24 protein-coding genes are annotated in these 23,028 nt (G+C 65.5%); 16 read left to right on the top strand and 8 right to left on the bottom strand.

Annotated elements, in window-relative coordinates; all coding sequences use genetic code 11:
• The first annotated feature begins 26 nt into the window (after positions 1 to 26).
• From livH to PJW05_RS09275, 5 genes are all read left to right on the top strand, one after another.
• The gene (gene livH / locus PJW05_RS09295) at positions 27 to 950 is read left to right on the top strand and encodes a high-affinity branched-chain amino acid ABC transporter permease LivH (protein ID WP_271411424.1); all 924 of its coding nucleotides are present in this window, start codon (positions 27 to 29) and stop codon (positions 948 to 950) included.
• Complete coding sequence (locus tag PJW05_RS09290; protein WP_271411423.1) at positions 947 to 2,203, top strand: high-affinity branched-chain amino acid ABC transporter permease LivM; 1,257 nt, start codon at positions 947 to 949, stop codon at positions 2,201 to 2,203. Before livH ends, PJW05_RS09290 begins: the two co-directional genes overlap by 4 nt.
• Complete coding sequence (gene livG, locus PJW05_RS09285) at positions 2,200 to 2,967, top strand: high-affinity branched-chain amino acid ABC transporter ATP-binding protein LivG (RefSeq protein WP_271411422.1); 768 nt, start codon at positions 2,200 to 2,202, stop codon at positions 2,965 to 2,967. The genes PJW05_RS09290 and livG overlap by 4 nt, the downstream gene beginning before the upstream one ends.
• A 3-nt stretch (positions 2,968 to 2,970) precedes the next feature.
• Positions 2,971 to 3,672, top strand: a complete 702-nt coding sequence (locus tag PJW05_RS09280) for an ABC transporter ATP-binding protein (protein WP_271411421.1) — start codon at positions 2,971 to 2,973, stop codon at positions 3,670 to 3,672.
• Positions 3,673 to 4,025: 353 nt separating this feature from the next.
• A complete protein-coding gene (locus PJW05_RS09275; RefSeq protein WP_271411420.1) occupies positions 4,026 to 5,639 on the top strand; it encodes an FMN-binding glutamate synthase family protein in 1,614 nt (537 codons plus the stop codon).
• A gap of 422 nt (positions 5,640 to 6,061) precedes the next feature.
• On the opposite strand, the gene PJW05_RS09270 is transcribed toward PJW05_RS09275, so the two are convergent.
• Both PJW05_RS09270 and PJW05_RS09265 read right to left on the bottom strand, forming a co-directional pair.
• The gene (locus PJW05_RS09270; protein WP_271411419.1) at positions 6,062 to 6,844 is read right to left on the bottom strand and encodes an SDR family oxidoreductase; all 783 of its coding nucleotides are present in this window, start codon (positions 6,842 to 6,844) and stop codon (positions 6,062 to 6,064) included.
• A 193-nt stretch (positions 6,845 to 7,037) separates the two neighbouring features.
• Complete coding sequence (locus tag PJW05_RS09265; protein WP_271411418.1) at positions 7,038 to 8,501, bottom strand: aldehyde dehydrogenase family protein; 1,464 nt, start codon at positions 8,499 to 8,501, stop codon at positions 7,038 to 7,040.
• A gap of 150 nt (positions 8,502 to 8,651) precedes the next feature.
• On the opposite strand from PJW05_RS09265, the gene PJW05_RS09260 reads away from it, so the two are divergent.
• The 3 genes from PJW05_RS09260 to PJW05_RS09250 all read left to right on the top strand — a co-directional run bounded on the left by PJW05_RS09260 (position 8,652) and on the right by PJW05_RS09250 (position 10,231).
• A complete protein-coding gene (locus PJW05_RS09260) occupies positions 8,652 to 9,539 on the top strand; it encodes a LysR substrate-binding domain-containing protein (RefSeq protein WP_271411417.1) in 888 nt (295 codons plus the stop codon).
• A gap of 102 nt (positions 9,540 to 9,641) precedes the next feature.
• Positions 9,642 to 9,923, top strand: coding sequence for a peptidylprolyl isomerase (locus PJW05_RS09255; RefSeq protein WP_271411416.1), 282 nt, complete (start codon positions 9,642 to 9,644; stop codon positions 9,921 to 9,923).
• A gap of 95 nt (positions 9,924 to 10,018) precedes the next feature.
• The gene (locus PJW05_RS09250) at positions 10,019 to 10,231 is read left to right on the top strand and encodes a DUF4287 domain-containing protein (protein ID WP_271411415.1); all 213 of its coding nucleotides are present in this window, start codon (positions 10,019 to 10,021) and stop codon (positions 10,229 to 10,231) included.
• 47 nt (positions 10,232 to 10,278) lie between these two features.
• Here PJW05_RS09250 and PJW05_RS09245 read toward each other — a convergent pair whose 3' ends face one another.
• Positions 10,279 to 10,662, bottom strand: coding sequence for a hypothetical protein (locus PJW05_RS09245; protein WP_271411414.1), 384 nt, complete (start codon positions 10,660 to 10,662; stop codon positions 10,279 to 10,281).
• Between the two features lie 584 nt (positions 10,663 to 11,246).
• Between PJW05_RS09245 and PJW05_RS09240 the strand changes: the two genes are divergently transcribed.
• Entirely contained in the window at positions 11,247 to 11,534 is a 288-nt protein-coding gene (locus PJW05_RS09240; RefSeq protein WP_271411413.1) for a hypothetical protein, read from the top strand.
• Positions 11,535 to 11,558: 24 nt separating this feature from the next.
• Here PJW05_RS09240 and PJW05_RS09235 read toward each other — a convergent pair whose 3' ends face one another.
• Complete coding sequence (locus tag PJW05_RS09235; protein ID WP_271411412.1) at positions 11,559 to 12,509, bottom strand: DMT family transporter; 951 nt, start codon at positions 12,507 to 12,509, stop codon at positions 11,559 to 11,561.
• A gap of 138 nt (positions 12,510 to 12,647) precedes the next feature.
• Here PJW05_RS09235 and bkdR point away from each other — a divergent pair, with 138 nt between their 5' ends.
• Positions 12,648 to 13,133: a Bkd operon transcriptional regulator BkdR gene (bkdR, locus tag PJW05_RS09230; protein WP_271411411.1), complete on the top strand. Its 486-nt coding sequence runs from the start codon at positions 12,648 to 12,650 to the stop codon at positions 13,131 to 13,133.
• Here the strand turns inward: bkdR and PJW05_RS09225 are convergent.
• On the bottom strand, positions 13,130 to 13,963 hold the full coding sequence (locus PJW05_RS09225; protein WP_271411410.1) for an AraC family transcriptional regulator: 834 nt from the start codon (positions 13,961 to 13,963) through the stop codon (positions 13,130 to 13,132). The genes bkdR and PJW05_RS09225 overlap by 4 nt on opposite strands.
• Positions 13,964 to 14,100: 137 nt before the next feature.
• On the opposite strand from PJW05_RS09225, the gene PJW05_RS09220 reads away from it, so the two are divergent.
• The 3 genes from PJW05_RS09220 to PJW05_RS09210 all read left to right on the top strand — a co-directional run bounded on the left by PJW05_RS09220 (position 14,101) and on the right by PJW05_RS09210 (position 16,043).
• Positions 14,101 to 14,631, top strand: a complete 531-nt coding sequence (locus PJW05_RS09220; RefSeq protein ID WP_271411409.1) for a carboxymuconolactone decarboxylase family protein — start codon at positions 14,101 to 14,103, stop codon at positions 14,629 to 14,631.
• A gap of 4 nt (positions 14,632 to 14,635) precedes the next feature.
• Entirely contained in the window at positions 14,636 to 14,881 is a 246-nt protein-coding gene (gene grxC / locus PJW05_RS09215) for a glutaredoxin 3 (protein ID WP_271411408.1), read from the top strand.
• Positions 14,882 to 15,386: 505 nt separating this feature from the next.
• Positions 15,387 to 16,043 carry a hypothetical protein gene (locus tag PJW05_RS09210; RefSeq protein WP_271411407.1) on the top strand — a complete coding sequence of 219 codons (657 nt, stop codon included), beginning with the start codon at positions 15,387 to 15,389 and terminating at the stop codon, positions 16,041 to 16,043.
• Between the two features lie 104 nt (positions 16,044 to 16,147).
• Here PJW05_RS09210 and PJW05_RS09205 read toward each other — a convergent pair whose 3' ends face one another.
• The 3 genes from PJW05_RS09205 to PJW05_RS09195 all read right to left on the bottom strand — a co-directional run bounded on the left by PJW05_RS09205 (position 16,148) and on the right by PJW05_RS09195 (position 19,605).
• Positions 16,148 to 17,035 (bottom strand): DUF2950 domain-containing protein, encoded by an 888-nt coding sequence (locus PJW05_RS09205; protein ID WP_271411406.1) that lies wholly within the window; start codon positions 17,033 to 17,035, stop codon positions 16,148 to 16,150.
• A 14-nt stretch (positions 17,036 to 17,049) separates the two neighbouring features.
• Positions 17,050 to 18,525, bottom strand: coding sequence for a DUF3300 domain-containing protein (locus PJW05_RS09200; protein ID WP_271411405.1), 1,476 nt, complete (start codon positions 18,523 to 18,525; stop codon positions 17,050 to 17,052).
• Between the two features lie 117 nt (positions 18,526 to 18,642).
• Positions 18,643 to 19,605, bottom strand: a complete 963-nt coding sequence (locus tag PJW05_RS09195) for an AraC family transcriptional regulator ligand-binding domain-containing protein (RefSeq protein ID WP_271411404.1) — start codon at positions 19,603 to 19,605, stop codon at positions 18,643 to 18,645.
• Between the two features lie 68 nt (positions 19,606 to 19,673).
• Here PJW05_RS09195 and PJW05_RS09190 point away from each other — a divergent pair, with 68 nt between their 5' ends.
• The 3 genes from PJW05_RS09190 (at position 19,674) to PJW05_RS09180 (ending at position 23,018) form a co-directional block, all read left to right on the top strand.
• On the top strand, positions 19,674 to 20,528 hold the full coding sequence (locus PJW05_RS09190) for a sterol desaturase family protein (RefSeq protein ID WP_271411403.1): 855 nt from the start codon (positions 19,674 to 19,676) through the stop codon (positions 20,526 to 20,528).
• A complete protein-coding gene (locus PJW05_RS09185; RefSeq protein ID WP_271411402.1) occupies positions 20,525 to 21,121 on the top strand; it encodes an NADPH-dependent FMN reductase in 597 nt (198 codons plus the stop codon). Before PJW05_RS09190 ends, PJW05_RS09185 begins: the two co-directional genes overlap by 4 nt.
• 124 nt (positions 21,122 to 21,245) lie before the next feature.
• On the top strand, positions 21,246 to 23,018 hold the full coding sequence (locus PJW05_RS09180) for a copper resistance system multicopper oxidase (protein WP_271411401.1): 1,773 nt from the start codon (positions 21,246 to 21,248) through the stop codon (positions 23,016 to 23,018).
• Positions 23,019 to 23,028 lie beyond the last annotated feature (10 nt).

Genomic DNA, 23,028 nt, shown 5'->3' with positions numbered 1-23,028 from the left:
TTTCGTGATGCCCGAGGAGTTAGGGAATGCCTGATCTCTACCACTATCTGCAACAGCTGGTTAACGGGCTTACCGTTGGCAGCACCTATGCCCTGATCGCCATCGGCTACACCATGGTCTACGGCATCATCGGCATGATCAACTTCGCCCACGGCGAGGTTTACATGATCGGCTCGTACGTAGCCTTCATCGCAATCGCCGGGCTTACCATGCTCGGGCTGGACAGCCTTCCGATCCTGATTGTTGCGGCCTTCGCGGCAAGCATCATCGTTGCAAGCGCCTACGGTTACAGCATCGAACGGGTCGCCTACCGCCCGCTTCGCGGCAGCAACCGCCTGATCCCGCTGATCTCCGCGATCGGCATGTCGATCTTCCTGCAGAACGAAGTACTGCTGACCCAGGACTCCAAGGACAAGGCCATCCCCAACCTGATCCCGGGGAACTTCATCCTGGGTGAAAGCAGCATGAACGGCGTCGTGATCTCCTACATGCAGATCCTCATCTTCGTCGTCACCTTCCTGGTCATGTACGGTCTCACCCTGTTCATCTCCCGTTCGCGCCTGGGTCGTGCCTGCCGCGCCAGCGCCGAAGACATCAGGATGGCCAACCTGCTGGGCATCAACACCAACAACATCATCGCCCTGACCTTCGTCATCGGCGCCACCCTGGCCGCCGTGGCCGCGGTGCTGCTGGGCATGCAATACGGCGTGATCAACCCGCATATCGGCTTCCTCGCCGGTATCAAGGCCTTCACCGCAGCGGTACTGGGCGGCATCGGCAGCATTCCGGGCGCCATGCTCGGCGGCCTGGTGCTGGGCGTGGCCGAAGCCTTCGGCGCCGACGTCTTCGGCGACCAGTACAAGGACGTCGTGGCCTTCAGCCTGCTGGTCCTGGTCCTGTTGTTCCGGCCGACCGGCATCCTCGGCCGTCCGGAGGTGGAGAAGGTATGAATACTCGTCTCAAGACTGCGTTCTTCAGCGCACTCCTGGTCCTGGCCGTCGCCTACCCGGTGCTCGGCCTGAAACTCAGCGTGGTGGGCGTGGGCCTGGTGGTCACCGGCGCCGATACCTCGACCCTGCTGGCCATCGCCGCGTGCGCCGTGGCCATGTTCCTCTGGCAACTGTTCCGCGACCAGGTGCAAGGCGCCTGGGCCGCCGCGCCCAAGCTGCCGGGCATGTCCAGCGGCACCACCAACTTCCTCACCCTGCCCTCCACCCAGCGCTGGTTCATCCTGGGCCTGATCGTCCTCGCCCTGGCCTGGCCGTTCTTCGGCTCGCGCGGCGCGGTGGACATCGCCACCCTGATCCTGATCTACGTGATGCTCGGCCTCGGCCTGAACATCGTGGTCGGCCTGGCGGGTCTGCTGGACCTGGGTTACGTCGGCTTCTACGCCGTCGGCGCCTACAGCTACGCGCTGCTGTCGCACTACTACGGCCTGGGCTTCTGGATCTGCTTGCCGATCGCCGGCCTGATGGCGGCCTTCTTCGGCTTCATCCTCGGCTTCCCGGTGCTGCGCCTGCGCGGTGACTACCTGGCCATCGTGACCCTGGGCTTCGGCGAGATCATCCGCATCATGCTGCGGAACCTCACCGAGCTCACCGGCGGCCCCAACGGCATCAGCAACATCGACAAGCCGACCCTCTTCGGCCTGTCCTTCGAGCGCCGTGCCGAAGAAGGCCTGCAGACCTTCCACGAGTACTTCGGCTTCGCCTACAACTCCATCAACAAGGTGATCTTCCTCTACCTGATCGCCCTGCTGCTGGTGCTGCTGACCCTGTTCGTGATCAACCGCCTGCTGCGCATGCCGCTGGGCCGCGCCTGGGAAGCCCTGCGCGAAGACGAGATCGCCTGCCGCGCCCTGGGCCTGAACCCCACCGTGATCAAGCTCTCCGCCTTCACCCTGGGCGCCTGCTTCGCCGGTTTCGCCGGCAGCTTCTTCGCCGCGCGCCAGGGCCTGGTAACGCCGGAATCCTTCACCTTCATCGAGTCGGCGACCATCCTCGCCATCGTGGTGCTCGGCGGCTTGGGTTCCCAGTTGGGTGTGATCCTTGCGGCGATCGTGATGATCCTGCTCCCCGAACTCATGCGTGAGTTCAGCGAGTACCGCATGCTGATGTTCGGCGCCTTGATGGTGCTGATGATGATCTGGCGTCCGCAGGGCCTCCTGCCGATGCAACGTCCCCACCTGGAGCTGAAACAATGAGCCGCCCGATTCTCGAAGTAAGCGGCCTCACCATGCGCTTCGGCGGCCTGCTGGCCGTCAACGGGGTGGGCCTGAGCGTGCAGGAAAAACAGGTTGTGTCGATGATCGGCCCGAACGGCGCCGGCAAGACCACCGTCTTCAACTGCCTGACCGGCTTCTACCAGCCGACCTCCGGCAGCATCCGTCTGGATGGCGAGCAGATCGAGGCCCTGCCGGGCCACAAGATCGCCCACAAGGGCGTGGTGCGGACCTTCCAGAACGTTCGCCTGTTCAAGGAAATGACCGCGGTGGAAAACCTGCTGGTCGCCCAGCACCGCCACCTCAACACCAACTTCCTCGCCGGCCTGCTGAAGACCCCGGGCTTTCGCAAGAGCGAACGCGAGGCCATGGAGTACGCCGCCCAGTGGCTGGAGAAGGTCAACCTGACCGACGTCGCCAACCGTCCGGCCGGCACCCTGGCCTACGGCCAGCAACGCCGCCTGGAAATTGCCCGCTGCATGATGACGCGCCCGCGCATCCTCATGCTCGACGAGCCGGCCGCGGGCCTGAACCCGAAGGAGACCGACGACCTCAAGGCGCTCATCGCCATGCTGCGCAATGAGCACAACGTGACCGTGCTGCTGATCGAGCACGACATGAAGCTGGTGATGAGCATTTCCGACCACATCTATGTGATCAACCAGGGCACTCCCCTGGCGGACGGCACGCCGGAACAGATCCGCAACAACCCCGACGTGATCAAAGCCTACCTGGGGGAATCCTGAACCATGCTTACTTTCGACAAGGTTTCCACCTTCTACGGCAAGATCCAGGCGCTGCACGGCGTCAGCATGGAAGTGAAGAAAGGCGAGATCGTCACCCTGATCGGCGCCAACGGCGCCGGCAAGTCCACCCTGCTGATGACCCTCTGCGGCTCGCCGCGCGCGGCCAGCGGCAGCATTCGCTATGAAGGCGAAGAACTGGTGGGCCAGGAATCCTGCGACATCATGCGCAAGAGCATTGCCGTCGTGCCGGAAGGCCGCCGCGTGTTCGCCCGCCTGACCGTCGAAGAGAACCTGGCCATGGGCGGCTTCTTCACCGCCAAGGGCGACTTCCAGGAGCAGATGGACAAGGTGCTGCACCTGTTTCCGCGCCTGAAGGAGCGTTTCGAGCAGCGTGCCGGCACCATGTCCGGCGGCGAACAGCAAATGCTCGCCATCGGCCGCGCGCTGATGAGCAAGCCCAAGCTGCTGCTGCTCGACGAACCGTCCCTGGGCCTGGCGCCCATCATCATCCAGCAGATCTTCGACATCATCGAACAGCTGCGGAAGGACGGCGTGACCATCTTCCTGGTGGAACAGAACGCCAACCAGGCGCTCAAGCTGGCCGACCGTGGCTATGTGCTGGAAAACGGCCACATCGTCATGCAAGGCAGCGGCGAAGACTTGCTCAATGACCCCAAGGTGCGCGACGCCTACCTCGGCGGCTAAACGCTCGCTGCAGCAGAAAACGGCCCTTCGGGGCCGTTTTTTTGTGGCCCAGGCCCGGTCCTGCTCTTCGTGGGGGCGAACTCATTCGCGATTGGCCAGCGCAGCTGGCCCGTAGGGTGGATAGCGCTCTTCTATCCACCAAACCCAGGCATCACCCCCTTGGGCGCGACAGGGCGAACCTGCGGTCCGCTTGGCGATTGAAATCGCCCCCACAGGAAAAGGCAGTTGCTCTCACGATCAAAGGCCCCTGCACAACCCGCGGCCCCTTCCTACAGCCCGATCTTGAGCCGTCGAAAGGCATTTCCTGCTCGCAGGCACTACCCTATGCCGATACCTGTAAACAAGGAGTCCGCATGAGCCTTTCGCTGCTGAGCCGCTACGCCTTCTTCGCCTTCTGCGTGCTGTTCACCCTGTTCAGCCTGCCCTTCGTCGAGCATGACTGGGTCTGGCCCTTCACCCTGCTCACCGGCGCCCTCAGCCTGCTGGGCATCTTCGACCTGCTGCAGTCGCGCCACGCGGTGCGCCGCAACTACCCGATCCTCGGCAACATCCGCTATTTGGTGGAAAGCATCCGCCCGGAGATCCGCCAGTACCTGCTGGAAAGCGACGACGAACGCCTGCCCTTCTCCCGCGCCCAGCGCTCGCTGGTCTACGCGCGGGCGAAGAACGAAGGCGGCGACAAGCCCTTCGGCACCCTGATCGACGTCTACCAGGCCGGCTACGAATTCATCGGCCACTCCATGCGCCCGGCGCCCCTCAGCGACCCGTCCAGCTTCCGCGTGGTGGTGGGCGGCCCGCAATGCGCGCAACCCTATTCGGCCTCGGTGTTCAACATCTCCGCCATGAGCTTCGGCTCCCTCAGCGCCAACGCCATCCGCGCCCTCAACCGGGGCGCCAAGCTCGGCAACTTCTACCACGACACCGGCGAAGGCAGCATCAGCCCCTACCACCGCGAGAACGGCGGCGACCTGGTATGGGAACTGGGCAGCGGCTACTTCGGCTGCCGCACCAGCGACGGCCAGTTCGACCCGGAACGCTTCGCCGCCCAGGCGCAAAGCCCGCAGGTGCGAATGATCGAAATCAAGCTGAGCCAGGGCGCCAAGCCCGGCCACGGCGGCATCCTGCCCAAGCACAAGATCACCGAGGAAATTTCCCTCACCCGTGGCGTGCCCATGGGCGAAGACTGCGTCTCCCCCGCGCGCCACAGCGCCTTCTCCACTCCCATCGAAATGATGCGGTTCATCGCCCGGCTGCGCGAGCTGTCCGGGGGCAAGCCGGTGGGCTTCAAGCTCTGCCTGGGCCACCCCTGGGAATTCATGGGTATCGCCAAGGCCATGCTGGAAACCGGCATCCTGCCGGACTTCATCGTCATCGACGGCAAGGAAGGCGGCACCGGCGCGGCGCCCCTGGAATTCACCGACCACATCGGCGTGCCCCTGCGCGAGGGCCTGCTCTTCGTGCACAACACCCTGGTGGGCCTGAACCTGCGGGACAAGATCAAGCTTGGCGCCAGCGGCAAGATCATCAGCGCCTTCGACATCGCCAGCGTGCTGGCGCTCGGTGCCGACTGGGCCAACTCGGCGCGCGGTTTCATGTTCGCCATCGGCTGCATTCAGTCGCAGTCGTGCCACACCAACAAATGCCCAACCGGCGTCGCCACCCAGGACAAGCTGCGCCAACGCGCGCTGGTGGTCCCGGACAAGGCCCAGCGGGTGCAGATGTTCCACCGCAACACCTTGAAGACCCTGGCGGAAATGCTCGCCGCCGCCGGCCTGGAACACCCCAACCAACTGGAACCGCGCCACCTGGTGCGGCGCGTCTCGGACAAGGAAATCCGCCTGTTCTCGCAGATACACGTCTTCCTCAAGCCGGGCGACCTGCTGAACGACAAGATCGAAGCGGACTTCTACGAACGCATGTGGGCCATGGCGCGGGCCGACAGCTTCGAGCCCTCGTGCGCCTGGTGAATGTCCTCAGAAGAACGACATGTAGGATGTGGTAGAGCGAAGCGAAACCCATCAGTCAGGATGGATGGGTTTCGCAGGCTCTACCCATCCTACGGGCTCGTGCGCGTGGTGAATGTCCTCAGAAGAACGATATGTAGGATGTGGTAGAGCGAAGCGAAACCCATCAGTCAGGATGGATGGGTTTCGCAGGCTCTACCCATCCTACGGGCCTGGTAAATGTCCTCAGAAGAACGATATGTAGGATGTGGTAGAGCGAAGCGAAACCCATCAGTCAGAATGGATGGGTTTCGCAGGCTCTACCCATCCTACGGGCCTGGTGAATGTCCTCGGAAGAACGATATGTAGGATGTGGTAGAGCGAAGCGAAACCCATCAGTCAGGATGGATGGGTTTCGCAGGCTCTACCCATCCTAAGGGCCTGCCCTACCCCTTCAACACCCCGCCATCCACCGGAATCCGCGCCCCGGTGACATAGCTGGCCAAGGGGCTGGCGAGGAACGCCGCCATGGCGCCGAACTCCTCCGCCGCGCCATAGCGCCCCACCGGAATCGCCGCCTGCTCCTTGGCCATCAGGCTCGCCACCGGGTTGCCGCTGCGTTCGGCGGCGCGCAGCAGCAGGTTCTCGGTGCGCTCGGTCCAGAAGGAGCCGGGCATCAGGGTATTCACCGTCACACCGTCGGCGGCCACCTCGGCCGACAGCGTCTTGGCCCAGTTGGCCAGGGCGCCGCGCAGGGCGCTGGACAGCACCAGCCCGGGAATCGGCTCCACCACGCTGGTGGAAGAAATCATCAGGATGCGACCGAAACGCCGCTGGCGCATGCTGGGAAGAAAGGCGTTCACCAGCGCCATGGTGCTCAGCAACATGGCATCCAGCTGGCGGTGCCAGAGCTGCGGGTCGAACTCCACCGCGTTGACCGGCGGCGGCCCGCCGTTGTTGGCGACCAGAATGTCCGGCGCGCCGATGGCCGCCACCACCTGCTCGATGGCCATGTCCACTGCGCCCAGGTCGTTCAGGTCCACCGCCACCGCCTGAGCCTCGCCGCCCGCCCTGCGGATGCGCTCCACCGCCAGGTCCAGCTTCGACAGATTGCGCGCCAACAGGCAAACCCGCGCCCCTTCTCTGGCCAAGGCTTCGGCCACCGCGAAACCCAGCCCGGAGCTGCCACCGCACACCAGGGCACTGCGGTTTTCAAGTTGAAGGTCCATGGTCAGCACTCCTTTTCCGAATTCGTTAGCCAGTGTGCGCTTGGCTATGGCAACGGCCAATGGGCAGGCACAACCAATCTTGTGGGGGCGATTTCAATCGCTATACAGGCCGCAGGCCTGCCTGGGGAAATGGGGCCGCTTCGCGGCCCTCAGCGAATGAATTCGCCCCCACAGAGGAAGCAGTCCACCGAATTCAGACCGCCCTCACCACATGCTTCAGCTCCTGGAAGGAGGCCAGGCCCCACGGGCCGAGTTCACGGCCGATGCTGCTCTGTTTGTAACCGCCCCAGGCGGTCTGCGGGAAGATCACCTGCGGGGAGTTGATCCACACCATGCCCGCCTGCAGGGCGTTGGCCACGCGCTCGGCGGCCTCCAGGTCGGCGCTCACCACGCTGGCCACCAGGCCGAACTCACTGTCGTTGGCCAGCTCGATGGCCTCTGCCTCGCTGGCGAAGCTGCGCACACAGAGCACCGGGCCGAAGATTTCCTCGTTCCACAGCGCGCTGTCCTGCGGCACATCGGTGAACACCGTCGGCGTGAGGAAGTAGCCACGCGCCAGTTCCGCCGGACGCTCGCCACCGCACACCAGACGTGCGCCGGCGGCGATACCGCGTTCGATATGGCCACGCACGCGCTGGTATTGCGCCGCGTTCACCAGCGCGCCCATCTCCACGCCTTCGCTGAAGGGGTCGCCCACCTTCGTGGCCTCGGCGCGGGCCTGCACCCGTGCCAGGAAATCCGCCACCAGCGGTTCGGCCACCAGCACGCGGCTGGTGGCGGAACACATCTGCCCGGCGTTGAAGAAGGCACCGCCACAGGCAAGCTCCACGGCCAGGTCCAGGTCGGCCTGTTCCAGCACCAGCAGCGACGACTTGCCGCCCAGCTCCAGGCTGATGCCCTTCACGGTTTCCGCGGCGCGCTGCATCACCTGCACACCCACCGCATTGCTGCCGGTGAAGGACACCTTGGCCACCTTCGGGTGCGACGACAGCGGCGCGCCCACCGCCAGGCCGGTGCCGCACACCACATTGAACACGCCAGCCGGCACGCCGGCCTCAACGATGATGCGCGCCAGCTCCAGCTCCGGCAGCGGCGTCACCTCGGACGGTTTGAGCACCACCGCGCAGCCGGCGGCCAGGGCCGGCGCGAGTTTCCAGGCGGTGGTCACCATGGGGAAGTTCCACGGCACGATCAGCCCCACCACGCCCACGGGCTCGCGGCGCAGGCGGGCGGCGAAGTCTTCGCTGGGCAGCTCCACCGGGCGGTCCTGCTGGGCGTCCAGGCCTTCGGCCAGGCCCGCGTAGTACTCGAAGGTGCCGACCACGTCATCCACGTCGATGGCGGCCTCGAACAGCGGCTTGCCGTTGTTCAGCGACTGCAGCTGGATCAGGGTTTCGCGGCGCTGGCGCACGCCCTCGGCAATGCGCCGCAGCAGCGCGCCACGCTCGCCGCCGCTGCTGCGAGCCCAGGCCGGGAATGCGCGGCTGGCGGCCTGCACCGCCTGGTCGACAGTCACCGCATCGCCGGTGCCGATGCTCGCCAGGCGCTCCTCGGTGGCGGGGTTCACCACCTCCAGCGGCGCGGCGGCGGGCAACCACTGGCCGTCGATGCACACGCCGGACAGGGTTTCGGGGAAGGTCGGGAGGGTATTCGACATTGCAGGGGCTCCATGAGCAGAACGGAGGACAGCCGCTCCCTGCACGACAGGCTGGAGGGCCACAAGTGGCGCCCATTGAGCCGCCCAGCGGCCACACTGACAAGGCAAAAATCGTCATACTAGCCATGTCTCTGGATCATGACTCAACCAATGAAACGCCTCCCGCCCCTGCCTGCCCTGCACACCTTCCTGGTTACCGCCCAGTGCTGCAACTTCACCCGCGCCGCCGAGCAGCTGCACATCACCCAGGGCGCCGTCAGCCGGCAGATCGCCGGACTGGAAAGCCACCTCGGCTACCCGCTGTTCCTGCGCCAGGCGCGGGGCCTGGCCCTGACCGAACAGGGCCGCGACCTGTTCCCGCGCATCCAGCAGGTGTTCGCCCTGATCGACGAAGCCGTGGAAGAAGTCGGCGCCCGGCGCAAGGCCCTGCAACTCAAGGCCCCCACCTGCGCCATGCGCTGGCTGCTGCCGCGCCTGATGAAATGGCAGGCCGAGCGCCCCGACGTGCCGGTGGAACTCACCACCACCATCGCCTATGGCGTGGACTTCCGCCGCGACCAGTTCGACGCGGCGATCATCTACGGCCCCACGCCGACCGGAAACGTCACCGCGCACCACCTGTTCAATGAACAACTCACGCCCGTCTGCACCCGCCAATTGCTGGAGGGCCCGCTGCCGCTGGACACCCCGGCGGACCTGGAACGCCACGTACTCCTGCACCCTGCGCGGGACAAGCACGACTGGGAAGGCTGGCTGCGCGCCGCCGGCCATACGCCCGGCGCGCTCAGCGGGGGGCACCACTTCGACACCATGGACCTGGCCCTGTCCGTCGCCGCCCAGGGCGCCGGCATCGCCCTCGGCGACTGGTCACTGATCGGCGAAGACCTCGCCAACGGCCACCTGGTGGCGCCCTTCGACCTCAAGGTGCCCACCGGCGGCGCCTACTTCCTCGTCTACCCCGAACGCCCCGGAGCCAGTCCGCCACTGCAGGCGTTGGTGGACTGGCTGGTCGCAGAAGCCCACGGCGGGCAGGTGTAACGGACGATTGGGCGACGAACCGGCAAACGCGGACCAGGCACCTTGAATCGCCCACCAATTCCGCTAGTCTCTGCCTCCTCAATGAACAAGGAGTACACCACCATGGCACGCGCCACTGCCCGCCACATCCTGGTTTCCAGCGAAGAGAAGTGCAACGAACTCAAAGCCGCCATCGAAGCCGGCGCCGACTTCGCCGACATCGCCAAACAACACTCCACCTGCCCCTCCAGCCGCGACGGCGGCAACCTCGGCTCGTTCGGCCGTGGCCAGATGGTCAAGGAGTTCGATCAGGTCGTTTTCAGCGCCCCGCTGAACGTCGTGCAAGGCCCGGTGAAAACCCAGTTCGGCTATCACCTGCTGGAAGTCACCAGCCGTCAGGATTGATGGATTCAAGGCGCCGCCGCCCGGCGGCGCCTTCTACTTTCGCGCTGTCTTCTTCAGCGATTTTCGGCCTTCGAGCATCTAAAAGGACTTTCACCATGACCGAAGAAAGCCAGGTAAAGGGCCCCGCCTCGTACTTCCCCTCGATAGAGAAAAAATACGGCCACCCCATCAGCCATTGGCTCGATCTGCTGGGAACGCAGAGCGGCAAGAAGCACATGGAAATGGTGGCCTGGCTCAAGGCGGAACATGGCCTCGGGCATGGTCATGCCAATGCGCTGGTCGCGTATCTCCTGGCCTCTGCTAAGTAGCGCGAAAAGTCGGTAGCCCGCTTCCGGCCAGCCGTTTCGGCATTCACTCAGTACCCGCCCAGATCACCGCCCACGAATATTCCCGACCTCGGGTCGTAGTACTGAATCACGATCCTCGGGCTGCCATAACGCGGGTAGTAGTACGGCTGCGGGACGACGACGTGGCCGCCGTAGTAGCGCGGGGCGTAGATCACGCGCGGCCGGTGGTTGTAGTAGGGGTGATGGCGGCGCTGGTAGTAGTGCTTGTAGCTGTGCTTATGACCGTAGCCGCGGAATTGCTTGTGGTGGTGGCGGCCGCCGTGGCCTCCACCATTCCAGGCAAGGAGGGTTTCGCCCGAACTGCTGCTGGGGGTGGGCCAGGGTTGCTGGGCGAGGGCCTGGCCGCCGGTGGCGATGGCCAGGAGGATCACGGACAGTGTGAGGATGCGCATGGCGAGCCCTCCTGCATGGTTCCCCCCAGCTTTACCCCCGCATCGTGAGTATAGTTTTTGACCCACTCCGAACCTGGAACCGGGCGACCTTGCGTCGGCCAGAAGGGTTACGGCGACATACGGCGGGGCCGCTTCCTACAGCCTTTTCTGTACGCAAAACCTACCCGCTGACAGTGCCAGTTCCTACCAGCCTTTAGCCTTGAGCGCCTACGCGCGCCCTGGCTAGAGTCCGGCCCGTCACGGTCAATCCCGTGACCTGGATGTAGCAATCCGGATTCACACGAGCGCGGAAGCGCCGATGCCTCAAGCACGGGCGCTTTTCTTCTGCCTGATGTTTCTTGGCGTCTATGGCGGAGCCGTGCGGGGAAGGTCTTGTGCCTTGCCGGTGGGGAAACCCTCGTGTGACCGGTTTGCTACTCCCGCACGGCACCGCCACCCTCTTTTCGCGTAGCAACGAATGGGGCAGCGGTATCCCCGATCACACGAGGGAGCAACGGACATGCGTTTCCCACCTTTTACCCACGCGCGCCTCCGCGCCTGCTTCATCGCCTCGCCCTCCCCCTCCTCCACCGCGGAGGTGCGCCATGCGTGACTTCAAGGCCCTCATCTCGCCTTTCCAATCCTTTCACGACGTGATGTTCTTCAACGCCGCCGCCAGCCCTGGACACCTGTTCGAAACCGCACAGCAGCGCATGACGGCGGCGATCGAATTGCTGCATCTGGTGGAACAGGCGGACAACAGCGATTTCGTCCAGCACGAAGCAGCGCGGCTGGCCTTTGCGGTGGGGCTGCTGCTGGGCGACGCACGAACACTCTACGAGGCGGCCCACGACCGGGCGATTGCCCTCGCCGGCACACAGATCATGACGTGAGCGGGACGTCTGAGTGATGTCCGGCTAACGGCTCGACCGCCGTTTGACGATGGCAACGAGGATGCCGGCGGAAATCGCCAGCACGCCGGCAATGAGGCTGAGGCTCAGCGTTTCGCCGAGCCAGAACACCGAGCTAATCAAGCCAACAAGCGGCACGCCGAGCATGGCCAGCGACATGCTGGTAGCCGGCAGCCACATGCTCGCGGCGTTGACCGCGCAGAAGCAGAACGCAGTCGCGACCGGGCCGACGAAGAGCACGATCTGCCAGAGTGCCGCGGAGCCATCTCCGGTGAACGGCCCTTCGACGATCCGCGCCAGTGCGAGCAGCGGCATGGTCGCGACCAGCATCTGCCAGGGAGCGAGCTGGTAGGCGCTGGCACCTGCCTTGGCGTAGCGCAGGTGCAGGATGCACAGCGCCCAGCAGGCCGAAGCGGCCAACAGCATGAGGTTGGCGTGCAGCAGCGTCGTATCGCTCCAGTCGAGGGCGAGAGGATTGAACAGCAAGGCCACGCCGACGATGCCCAGAACGGTGCCGATGAGTTGTCGCGCGGCCAGGCGCTCACGGAAGAACAGCACCGCCAGGGGCGTTACCCACAGCGGCGTGGTGTAGGCGAGCACCGCCGAGCGGCCGGCCGGGATGTCGGTCATCGCCAGCGACCCGAGCAGGGTGAACGCGAGCATCTGCAGCAGGCCGACGCTGAAGATGAGTGGCAAGTCCTGCCGCTTCGGTCGGTACAAGGTGCCGGTCGCAAACTGCACGGCGAACAGGCACAGGGCGCCGAGCGCGAAGCGGCTGGCCGAGAACCACACGGGCGTGACGTGACCAAGGCCGGCCTTCATCACCGGCCAGTTCACGCCCCACAGGAGGATCGCCATCAGGAGCAGCAGCGTGCCCTTGAATCGTGGCGTCAGTACGCGACGCGTGGCGACGGTGGTTTGCGCTTGGGTGGGCAGGCTGTGCGGGCACGTCGTCACGGCGGCTCTCCTTCATCGATGGATCGATGCGGAACAGCCTATGCCGGAGCGGGCGGAGAAACTTTCTCTATTTATCTGGTAATTGTCCCTCTTAAAGAGAAATACTCTTCAATCAGTCAAATCTAAAGAATATTTATCATGCGAAAACTGGACCGCACCGATATTGGCATTCTCAACCGCCTGCAGGACGACGCGCGGATCACCAACGCCGAGCTGGCGCGCGCCGTGAATCTTTCCCCCACGCCCTGCTTCAACCGGGTGAAGGCCATGGAAGAGCTCGGTCTGATCCGTCAGCAGGTCACGCTGCTGGCGCCTGAGCTGCTTGGGCTGAACGTCAACGTGTTCATCCACGTCAGCCTGGAGAAGCAGGTGGTGGATGCGCTGGCGCGCTTCGAGAACGCCATCGCCGAGCGTCCGGAGGTGATGGAGTGCTACCTGATGACGGGGGACGCCGACTACCTGCTGCGTGTGCTGGTGCCCGATATCCAGGCGCTGGAACGCTTCATCCTCGACCATCTCACGAAAATTCCAGGCGTGGCGAACATCCGTTCGAGCTTTGCGCTCAAGCAGGTGCGTTACAAGACAGCCCTGCCGCTGCCGCCCAATGGGTTGGTCATTGGCTAGACCGCTTGCGCCTCGGCGGCGCCCAGCCACTCGCGGGGGCTTTTGCCGACCTTGCGGCGGAAGGCGCGCGACAGTGCCGATGGGCTTTCGTAGCCCACTTCATCGGCAATCAGGGCGATCGGGCGGCCTTCGCGCAGGCGCTTCTGCACCAGGCTGACGCGCCAGCCGAGCAGGTAATCGGCCGGTGTGCTACCGACCACCTGGTGGAAGCGCGCCGCGAAACTGGCGCGGGACATGTTGCAGGCCTGTGCCAGGGTTTCCACCGACCAGGCCTGCTGCGGTGCGTCGTGCATCAAGGTGAGGGCGCGCGCCAGCCGTGGGTCGGCCAGCCCCGCCATCAGGCCGGTGGACAGACTGCGGCTTGCCATCAGGTGGCGCAGGAGCTGGATCAGCATCAGCTCGAACAGACGATTCAGCACGGCGAAGCGTCCGCATTCCTCGCCGAAGGCTTCCTGGAACAGCCACTCGAGATTGCCCGCCAGATTGGGCAACTGCGACAGGGGCAACAGCAGGTAGCCGGGCAAGGCCTGGGTGAGCGGGTTGTCGACGCCGCCATCGAAGGCCAGCGACGCGCAGACCAGCTCGGCCTGGTCGTCGGTGTCGGCGATCAAGGTGTGCGGAACCGGGCGCGGAAACAGGATCAGGGTCGGTTCGTCAATCTCGTGGACGTGCAGGCGCTCGGCCTGGATGCGAATGCGTCCGGCGCGCAGAAGGTGCAGTTGGCCCTGTCGATCCTCGCCGTCGTATTCGATGGTGCCGCACAAGCCGCCGCTGTAGTAGGTGGTGGCGTGCATGTGGAAATGGGTGAGCAGGGAGGACAGGCGATCCATAGGGGTTTTCTCGACAGGTTTGGACGATCTGCCGCATAACATTGACGATTAGCAGCCAATTGGAAAGTGGTTTTCCAGATCATGAACTCGACGCTGGCGCCAGTGCCCAGCCAATCCCAATCATGAGGAGAACCTCCATGAGCCGCATTGCCCCCGTTCTGATCGAGCAAGCCCCGGATGCCGCCCGCCCATTGCTGAGCGGCATCCAGAAAAACCTGGGTTCCATTCCCAATACCTTCCGTACCCTGGCCCATGCGCCGGCCGCACTGAGCGGATACCTGGCACTGTCGCAGGCTCTGGGCAAGAACTCGCTGACCGCACGCCAGCGCGAAACGGTCGCGCTGGCCACCTCCGAGGTGAACGGCTGCGATTACTGCCTGGCGGCTCATGCGTTGTTCGGCCGCAAGGCTGGCCTGGATGAGACAAGCATCGAGCAGGCGCGCCGCGGCAGCCTCGACGCCGTCGCGGCCTTCGCCCGGCACGTGACCGAAAGCCGGGGCCAGGTGACCGATGCGCAACTGGCCGAGGCACGTGCCGCCGGCCTGAGCGACACCCAACTGGTGGACATCGTGGCGCAGATTGCGCTGCTGACCCTGACCAACTACGTCAACAACGTGGCCGGGACGGAGATCGATTTCCCCGCTGTCGCGCCGCTTGCCGAGGAGTGACAGCATGAAAGCGACCCTTTACACCGCTACTGGCTGCCCCTACTGCGTTCAGGCTCTGGCGCTGCTGTCGCGCCGCGGTCTGGATATCACCATGATCGACGTCGGCGCCGACCCCGAGGAACGTGCCGCACTGGTCGCCCGGACCGGCCGACGGACAGTGCCGCAGATCTATGTCGAAGGTCGCCATATCGGTGGTTTCGATGATCTACGGGCCTTCGACCGGCAAGGGGGTCTCACGGCGGCGACCTAGGATGATCGGCCTGGCAAGAAAACATCCACGTTCGTTGAGCGTGGATGTTTTTTTTTTGGCCCCAGGGAGATCGCTCAAGGCAGCGCGCCGCGAGCGCGCGAACCCGGCGAATCACCGGCGCATCCCGGGTGTCTGAAACCCGCATTCTTCGCGGGGCACCGAACCTTTTTCGAGGCTGCCTTGGCTTGCGGAGTCACTGCCGCCCGTCGGGCAGCTGATCGTTTTTTGATCAAAACCTGAAAGTTGCGATTATTATGCCCCGGCGATCAGGTCACGTTCCGGCATAAGCACTGTCGACGCGACCCTCATTTTCCTTCACCCCTCGGAACGACTCCGCATGCACCGATTCATGTGCAGGGGGTAGTTCGTTTCGAAAAAAGGCGTTTGGTGCCGCAACCCTTGAATCAGCTTTTTTTCGCCGCGAAACACAAACGCTCAATCCAACAAGTCCAATGCCGCTGTTGCATCAGTACAGCCGCGTAATTTGCTAGAAAAGAGGTAAACCATGGAGCTTTTTCATCTTATTGCCGCCCTGTTCCAGCAGCCGGTAACCATGGAGTTGACGCGCATGGGCGTTGTCTACGCCCACCTTATTGCGTGCTGCGTGGCCATCGGCCTGGTCCTGACCAGTGATGTCGCCATGGTCAAGCAACTGTTCCAGGGCCGCGATTCGACCGCTGCCGACAAGGAACACCTGCACATGCTGAAGAAGACCGTCCTGATGGCGCTTGCGGCCCTCTGGGTCACCGGCATCGGCATCATCGCGCTGGATTACTCGCAGAAGGGCGCGATGTACTTCCTCAACCCCAAGCTCCAGGCAAAGATTCTGGTGGTCATGCTGCTGACCCTCAACGGCTGGGTGCTGCACAGCGTGGTGATGCCGGCGATGGACAAGGCCGGCAGCCTGCTCAAGCTCAACTTCAATGCCCGTAATCTCGCGCTGTTCGCGGGTGTCGTGTCCGGGGTTTCCTGGTTCTACGGTGCGATGCTGGGTATCGCCCGTCCGCTGAGCTGGAAGTACTCCCTGGGCGAAATCATGCTCGCCTACCCATTGCTCATCTGCCTCGGCTTTGCCGCGATGAGCCTGCTGGTCTCCTGGGCGGCCAACCGGACGAAAGCGCCGGCCACGGCCCGCATGAACCCCGCGCTCGCCTCCTGGTGAGCGGGGCGGGCACGGACGCCCGACCTTGCATAGCGAAATGCCGCAGGCCGCTCTCACGCGCCCTGCGGCATTTTCATTCCGGCCTTGCGAATGACCGCCCGGGCTCAGGGCTCGTCCTGGGCTTTGACTTCATCCCAACTGCTGTCGGGGTCGAAGGTTTTCATGGCCTTGGCAAGCGTTTCGCTGTCGGGGCCGAGGTCTTTCTGAAAGAGCTGGCCTTCGTGGCTGATCATGAAGCTCATCACCCCACTGTCGCCGTATCGGGCGGGCCAGGCGACCAGGGCGAAGCCCCGGCTCATGGCCTTGCCGAGCAGGTAGTCGTAGGCGCCGCCGGGGGCCGAGGGGCCCTGGGCGGTGAGGATGCGGAAGTGATAGCCGTGCCAGTCGTCGCCCTGGGCCTGGCCGCCGAACAGCGGGCCGAGGGGGCTTTCGTCGGTGCCGTCTTCGTCGGGCCAGTAGAGGCCATCGTGCTGGCCGTCGCTGCTGATGAGCTTCTGTGCGTATTCGAGCAGGCCGTTGCCGTTGCGGTCGACTTCGGCGTAGTCCATCTGTGCGTCGTGGTAGGCCTCGGCGGCCTCGATGGCGGCCAGTTCGTTGCGGCCGATTCGGCGCAGGCGGATTTCCTCGGCGGCCGCCTTGGCGTCGAAGCGCCAGCCGTCCTTGTCCTGGACGATGGGGATGGGCAGGGTCCAGGGGTCGTTGCCGACGACGATATGGGCGCGTCCCTTGGCGCTGTCGATGCTGTGCTTTTCCTTGTAGTGGCTGATGAAGGCGTCGACGTCCTTGCGCTCGATGCCCTGGGTGGGAATGTAGTCCTGCCAGTCGTCGCCCAGCAGGGCGGCCAGGCGCTCGGCGTCGGCCTCGTCGGTGCCGAGGGCGGCGACGAAGGCTTCGGCGGCGGCGTCCGGGGTCTTGAAGCGTTCGTTGGCGCCGGCAAGCGAGGCACAGCCGGCCAGCAACAGCAGGATGAGAGTGCGGTTCGCGCGATTCATGTGCTGTCTCCTGTTCAGCGCCGCCGACCGCCGCCGCCACGCGACGGCGCATGGGCGGGGCGTTGCACCTGGCGGCCGGCGGCCGCTTGCTGCGGACGCGAGGCTGAGGCCCGGCTGACCTGGCCACGGTTGGCGGCGGCGCGGCTCTGGGACGGTTGCCGGGCGCCGGCGAAAGCGTTGTTGCGCGGGGCCTGGCGGCTGGCGGCGGAATGCTGCTGGCGAGCCTGCTGGCGCACCTGCTGGTTGTTCTGCGCGCGAGGGCGTTGCTGGCGGGCGGCGTCGCCGGCCTGGCGCTGCTGCAGGGCGCCTTCGGCACGCTGGCGCGCCTGCGGGTCGTTGCGCAGGTCGCGGGTGGCGGCCTGGGCGCGTTCGCGGGCCTGCTGGTTGGTACGGGCCGGGGCTTCGATGCCGCGTTGCTGCAGGCTTTGGCGGGCGCGCTGGCGTTCGGCGGTGCGCTGGTCGTCGTAGCCGCGCAACGATTCGCGCTGGGCGCCACCGCTGAGACGCAGGCCGTTCTGCTGGCGGTTGAGGTTGTCGCGGTAGGGCACGCCCTGACGGTTGATGGGGTTGTGGACGAACTTGTTCTGGCTCCGGTCGATCTGCCGGTTGGTGTTGATGTTGTTGTACTTGTTCACGTCGATGTCGACATCGCCGCCGCCCCAGTCGCAGTCACCCCAGAGGGAGTTGACGATGCCCACGCCGACGCCGAAGGCCAGGCCCGCCGCCAGGCCGGTGGCGATGGGGTAGCCGTAGCTGGGCGGCGGCGGGTAGTAGGGCGGGGGGTAGGACGGGTAGGACCAGGTGCCGTAGACCACGGTGGGGTTGTAGCTGGGCACGTAGACCACCTGTGGGTCGGTAGGCTCGATGACGATGGTCTGGGTGGCGGCCGGCTGCACCACGGTGGTGGAACTGGCCGGCGCGGCCGGCTGGACGGTGACGGTCTGCTGCTCGTTGGACTCCAGGTTGCCGGCGGCCTGGGCCTGGCGGCGCAGGCGCTGGATGGCGTCCATCACGTCGTTCGGCTGGGCGAGGAAGGCATCGCCCACGCGCTGGACCCAGGCCGGGTCCTGGCCAAGGGTGGCGAGCACCTGCGGGAAGGCCACCAGGGATTGCACGCTGGGGTCCCAGGGCTGGTCGGCCACCTGTTTCACGGCGTCGTCGCCCTTGGCATCCGGGTGGGCCTTGGACCAGGCGACGGCATCGGCGACGTTGCCTGGGTAGGTGGCGGCCATCAGCACCTGGGCCAGCAGGGAATCCGGGTAGAGGGCGATGGGCGCCATCATCTGGTCGAGTTCTTCGGTCCTGAACACGGCCTGGGGCGCTGCCGGCTGGGCAGCCGGGGCGGGTGCGTCCGCCGGGACTGAGGACACGCCGGCGGCGGGCACGTTGTCGTTTTCGGCAGCGGAAATGCCGGCGTCCGTGGCGGCGTCAAGCGGCGCGCTGGCCAGCAGGGCGAACAGGACCGCGCTGAATCGGGTGCGGATTTGCATGGCGCTACTCCCGCAGAGGGATTGGTTTTCCTCGACCCAGGCAAGGGCGCAGACCCTACCGCTGCCGTTGGGAAACGATAGTCCAGGACGTCCGGGTCGGCCGGGAAACTCGCCTGCCTAGTCGTCGCCCTGCCAGCGCTTGCGCGCATGGAGATAGGCGGCCAGGTCGCTGTAGCCGAGCTGCGCGGCGATCTCCGAACGGGACTCGCCTTGCAGTTCGAGCTGCTGTTCCAGCTCGGCCCGCACCTGGTCGAGCAGTTGACGGAAGGTCAGCCCCTGCTCCTCCAGGCGCCGACGCAGGGTGCGGGGGCTCTGGTGCAGGGCATCGGCCTGGCTGTCCAGGCTGGGCACCTGCCCGCGCGCCAGTTGCTGGCGCACGCCGGCGGCCACCTTCCCGGCCCAGCCGCTGAGCTGACGCACACGGGCGACGCGGCGATCCAGCTCGTGGCGAAGCAGCTCGAACATCCCGGCATGACGCCCCTGCATGGGCAGGTGGAGGGCGTCCCGCGGGTAGTAGATGCGGTTATGCCCACAGCCGAACTCGATGCGCTCGCCGAACCACTGCCGGTATTCGGCGTGGTAGCGGGGTCGCGGGTGGGCGAACCGCACCTGCGTCGGCAGCACGGCCTGGCCGGTGCCGCGCCGCAGTTGGGTGAGGCCCATCACGCTGTAGTGTTCCACCATGTACTGGGCAAGCTGGGGCGGCGCGTCGATGCTGAGTTCGGTGCAAACGCCGGCGTCGTCTTCCAGCACCCGCACGCTGTCCATGTCGGACGCCAGCCCGGCATAGCGCTGCCAGCAGTCGATCGCGGCGGCCAGGTCCGGGCAGAACAGGCAGAGGTGCGCGAGGATGTGCCAGTCCTGCGGGGTGAAGTGGCCGAACAGGTGCAGGCCGATGGCGGGGTCCAGTTCCGCCGCGGCCAGCCAGAGCTGTTTCAGTTCGACCATGCTGTAGTCGGCCTGGGGGCTGCGCCGGTGAGTGTGGAGGAAGCGTTCCAGCACCCGGCCCAGGTGGCCGCGATGAAAACGCTGGGGCGTGCGATTGGCCGTTTCTCGGGTGTTTCTGTCCGTTTCGCGCATGGGGAACTGGCCGCTTCTGGTTTCTTATTGGTCGGGCATCGCCCCTGTCGGGCCTGACCGAGGTTGCCATGAATACAACAATGCTCGCCAATAACCCAACCCTTGTCGTCGCCGGGATTTTCCTCGGCTTCATCCTGCTGGAGATCGCCTGCTCCTGCTTCCGCCAGCCGAAGGGCCAGCGCCGCGATGCGCTGATCGAGATCCTGGGCTCCAGCGTGCTGCTGGGGCTCACCTTCCCCCTGGTGATGTTCGCCAGCGACGCCCTGATGACCCGCTTCGCCCCGGAACTCAAGGGCAGCCTCGCCGGGCTGCACTGGGTCGCCGGCCTGGGGCTGTTCCTGCTGCTGGACGACATGACCCAGTACTGGTGGCACCGCCTGGCGCACAGGGTGCCCTTCCTCTACGCGCTGCACCGCGCGCACCATTCGGCGCCGTACATGAGCATTCGCATCGTGTACCGCAACAACAGTTTCTACTACCTGCTGATGCCGGGGATCTGGCTGTCCGGCGTGCTGATCTACCTGGGGCTGGCGCACATCTACTACGGCTACCTGATCGTAAAGATGCTGGTGATCTTCGCCGCCCACAGCAGCGTGCCCTGGGACGAGCGCCTGTACCGCATCGCCGCGCTGCGGCCGCTGATGTGGGTCCTGGAGCGCACCATTTCCACCCCGTCCACTCATTCCGCCCACCACGGCCTCTGCGCCGACGACGGGGTGACCCACTACAAGGGCAATTTCGGCAACCTGCTGTTCTTCTGGGACGTGCTGTTCGGTACCGCGAAGATCACCCGCCGCCGGCCGCAGCATTACGGCATCGAAAACCTCAAGCCGGTGAGCTGGCAGGAAGAGGTGTTCTGGCCCCTGGTGCGAACCCGCAAGGCCAGCCATGCCCGCCCGGTCGGACAGGAGGTCTCCCAATGAGCCTGAAGGTCGCCCTGATCGCCGGTTCCAGCCGCCGGCACAGCCAGTCCGCCAAGGTCGCCCATTACCTCGCCGGGCGCCTCCGGGCGCTCGACCTGAGCCAGGCGGCCCACGTCATCGACCTGGGCAGCGCGCCGCTGCCCCTCTGGCCCGCCGAGGACGCCAACGGCCTGTGGGCCGACCATGCGGCGCTGCTGCGGGAAGCGGACGCCGTGGTGATGGTGGTGCCGGAATGGCACGGCATGGCCAGCCCGGCGGTGAAGAACGTCTTCGTGCATGCGGGCCTGCGCGAGCTGGGCCACAAGCCGGCATTGCTGGTGGGCGTATCCGCCGGCCTCGGGGGCGCCTATCCGCTCTCGGAACTGCGCGCCTCCAGCTACAAGAACTGCCGGGTGTGCTATCTGCCCGAGCAGCTCATCGTGCGCCAGGTGGAAGCGGTGATGAACGGCGACAGCGCCGCCAGCACCGAGGACCTGCGCATTCGCGAGCGGGCGGACTGGGCACTGGCGATGCTGTCGCATTACGCGCAGGCGTTGCGCAGCGTGCGCCGGCAAGTGGACATGGGCCGCGCGGAATTCGCCAACGGCATGTGAGTGGCGCGCCTCACCTGACAGAAATGTAATCACCCGCCGTTGCCCGATATGGCACCTTTTGCACTCGAACCGCGCACCGAAGAGGCTGCGCGGCGCCTCTTTCGACTGACTGGATTGAAACGGCATGCAGTGCAAAACCTCGCGGCGGACCTTCGTCAAGGGCCTGGCCGCCGGCGGCCTGATCGGGGGTCTCGGGTTGTGGAAAACGCCCGTCTGGGCGGTGACCAGCCCGGGCCAACCGACGGTACTCAGCGGCACCGAATTCGACCTGTTCATCGGCAAGACGCCGGTGAACTTCACCGGCAAGGCGCGTATCGCCAAGACCATCAACGGCACCCTCCCCGGCCCGCTGCTGCGCTGGCGCGAGGGCGACACCGTGACCCTGCGGGTACACAACCGCCTGGACGAGGACACCTCCATCCACTGGCACGGCATGATCCTGCCGGCCAACATGGACGGCGTGCCGGGCTTCAGCTTCGCCGGCATCGCGCCGGACGGCCTGTACGAGTACCGCTTCCAGGTGAAGCAGCACGGCACCTACTGGTACCACAGCCATTCCGGCCTGCAGGAGCAGGAGGGCGTGTACGGCCCCATCGTGATCGACCCGAAGGAGCCTGAGCCTTACTCGTACCAGCGCGACTATGTGGTGATGCTGAGCGACTGGACCGACGAAGATCCGGCGCGGGTGATGGCCAAGCTGAAGAAGCAGTCGGACTACTACAACCAGCACAAGCGCACGCTCGGCGACTTCATCGACGACGTCGCCGACAAAGGCTGGGCCGCCACCCTGGCCGACCGCCGGATGTGGGCGGAAATGAAGATGAGCCCCACCGACCTCGCGGACGTGAGCGGCGCCACCTACACCTACCTGCTCAACGGCCAGGCGCCGGACGGCAACTGGACCGGGCTGTTCCAGCCGGGCGAGAAAATCCGCCTGCGCTTCATCAACGGCTCGGCCATGACCTACTTCGACGTGCGCATCCCCGGCCTGAAGATGACGGTGATCGCCGCCGACGGCCAGCCCGTGGAGCCGGTGGAGGTGGACGAGTTCCGCATTGCCGTGGCGGAAACCTACGACGTACTGGTGGAGCCGCAGGGCGCCGAGGCCTACACCGTCTTCGCCCAGTCCATGGATCGCTCCGGCTACGCGCGCGGCACCCTGGCGGTACGCGAAGGGTTGAGCGCGAGCGTCCCTCAGCCGGACCCGCGCCCGCTGATCGGCATGGCCGACATGGGCATGGACCACGGCGACATGGGACACGGCGAGATGGCCGGCATGGATCACTCCGCCATGCCAGGCATGGACCACTCCGGCATGGATCACAGCCAGATGGCGGGCATGGACCACGCCGGCATGGCCATGGGCGGCGCCATGCAGAGCCATCCCGCGTCGGAAACCGACAACCCGCTGGTGGACATGCAGACCATGACCCCGGCGCCCAAGCTGGCGGACCCCGGCATCGGCCTGCGTGACAACGGCCGCCGCGTGCTGACCTACGCCGACCTGCGCAGCACCTTCCCCGACCCGGACGGCCGCGAGCCGGGCCGAACCCTCGAACTGCACCTGACCGGGCACATGGAGCGCTTCTCCTGGTCCTTCGACGGCATTCCCTTCGCCGATGCCGAGCCCATTCGCCTCATGTACGGCGAGCGCCTGCGCATCACCCTGGTCAACGACACCATGATGACCCACCCCATCCACCTCCACGGCCTGTGGAGCGACCTGGAGGATGAGCAGGGCAACTTCCTGGTGCGCAAGCACACCATCGACATGCCGCCCGGCACGCGCCGCAGCTACCGCGTCACCGCGGACGCCCTGGGCCGCTGGGCCTACCACTGCCACCTGCTGTTCCACATGGACATGGGCATGTTCCGTGAAGTCCGCGTGGACGAATAAGGAGAGAGAC

The organism is Pseudomonas sp. Q1-7, from assembly GCF_028010285.1.
Taxonomy (GTDB): Bacteria; Pseudomonadota; Gammaproteobacteria; order Pseudomonadales; family Pseudomonadaceae; genus Metapseudomonas.
This window is presented reverse-complemented; position numbering and strand designations above follow the sequence as displayed.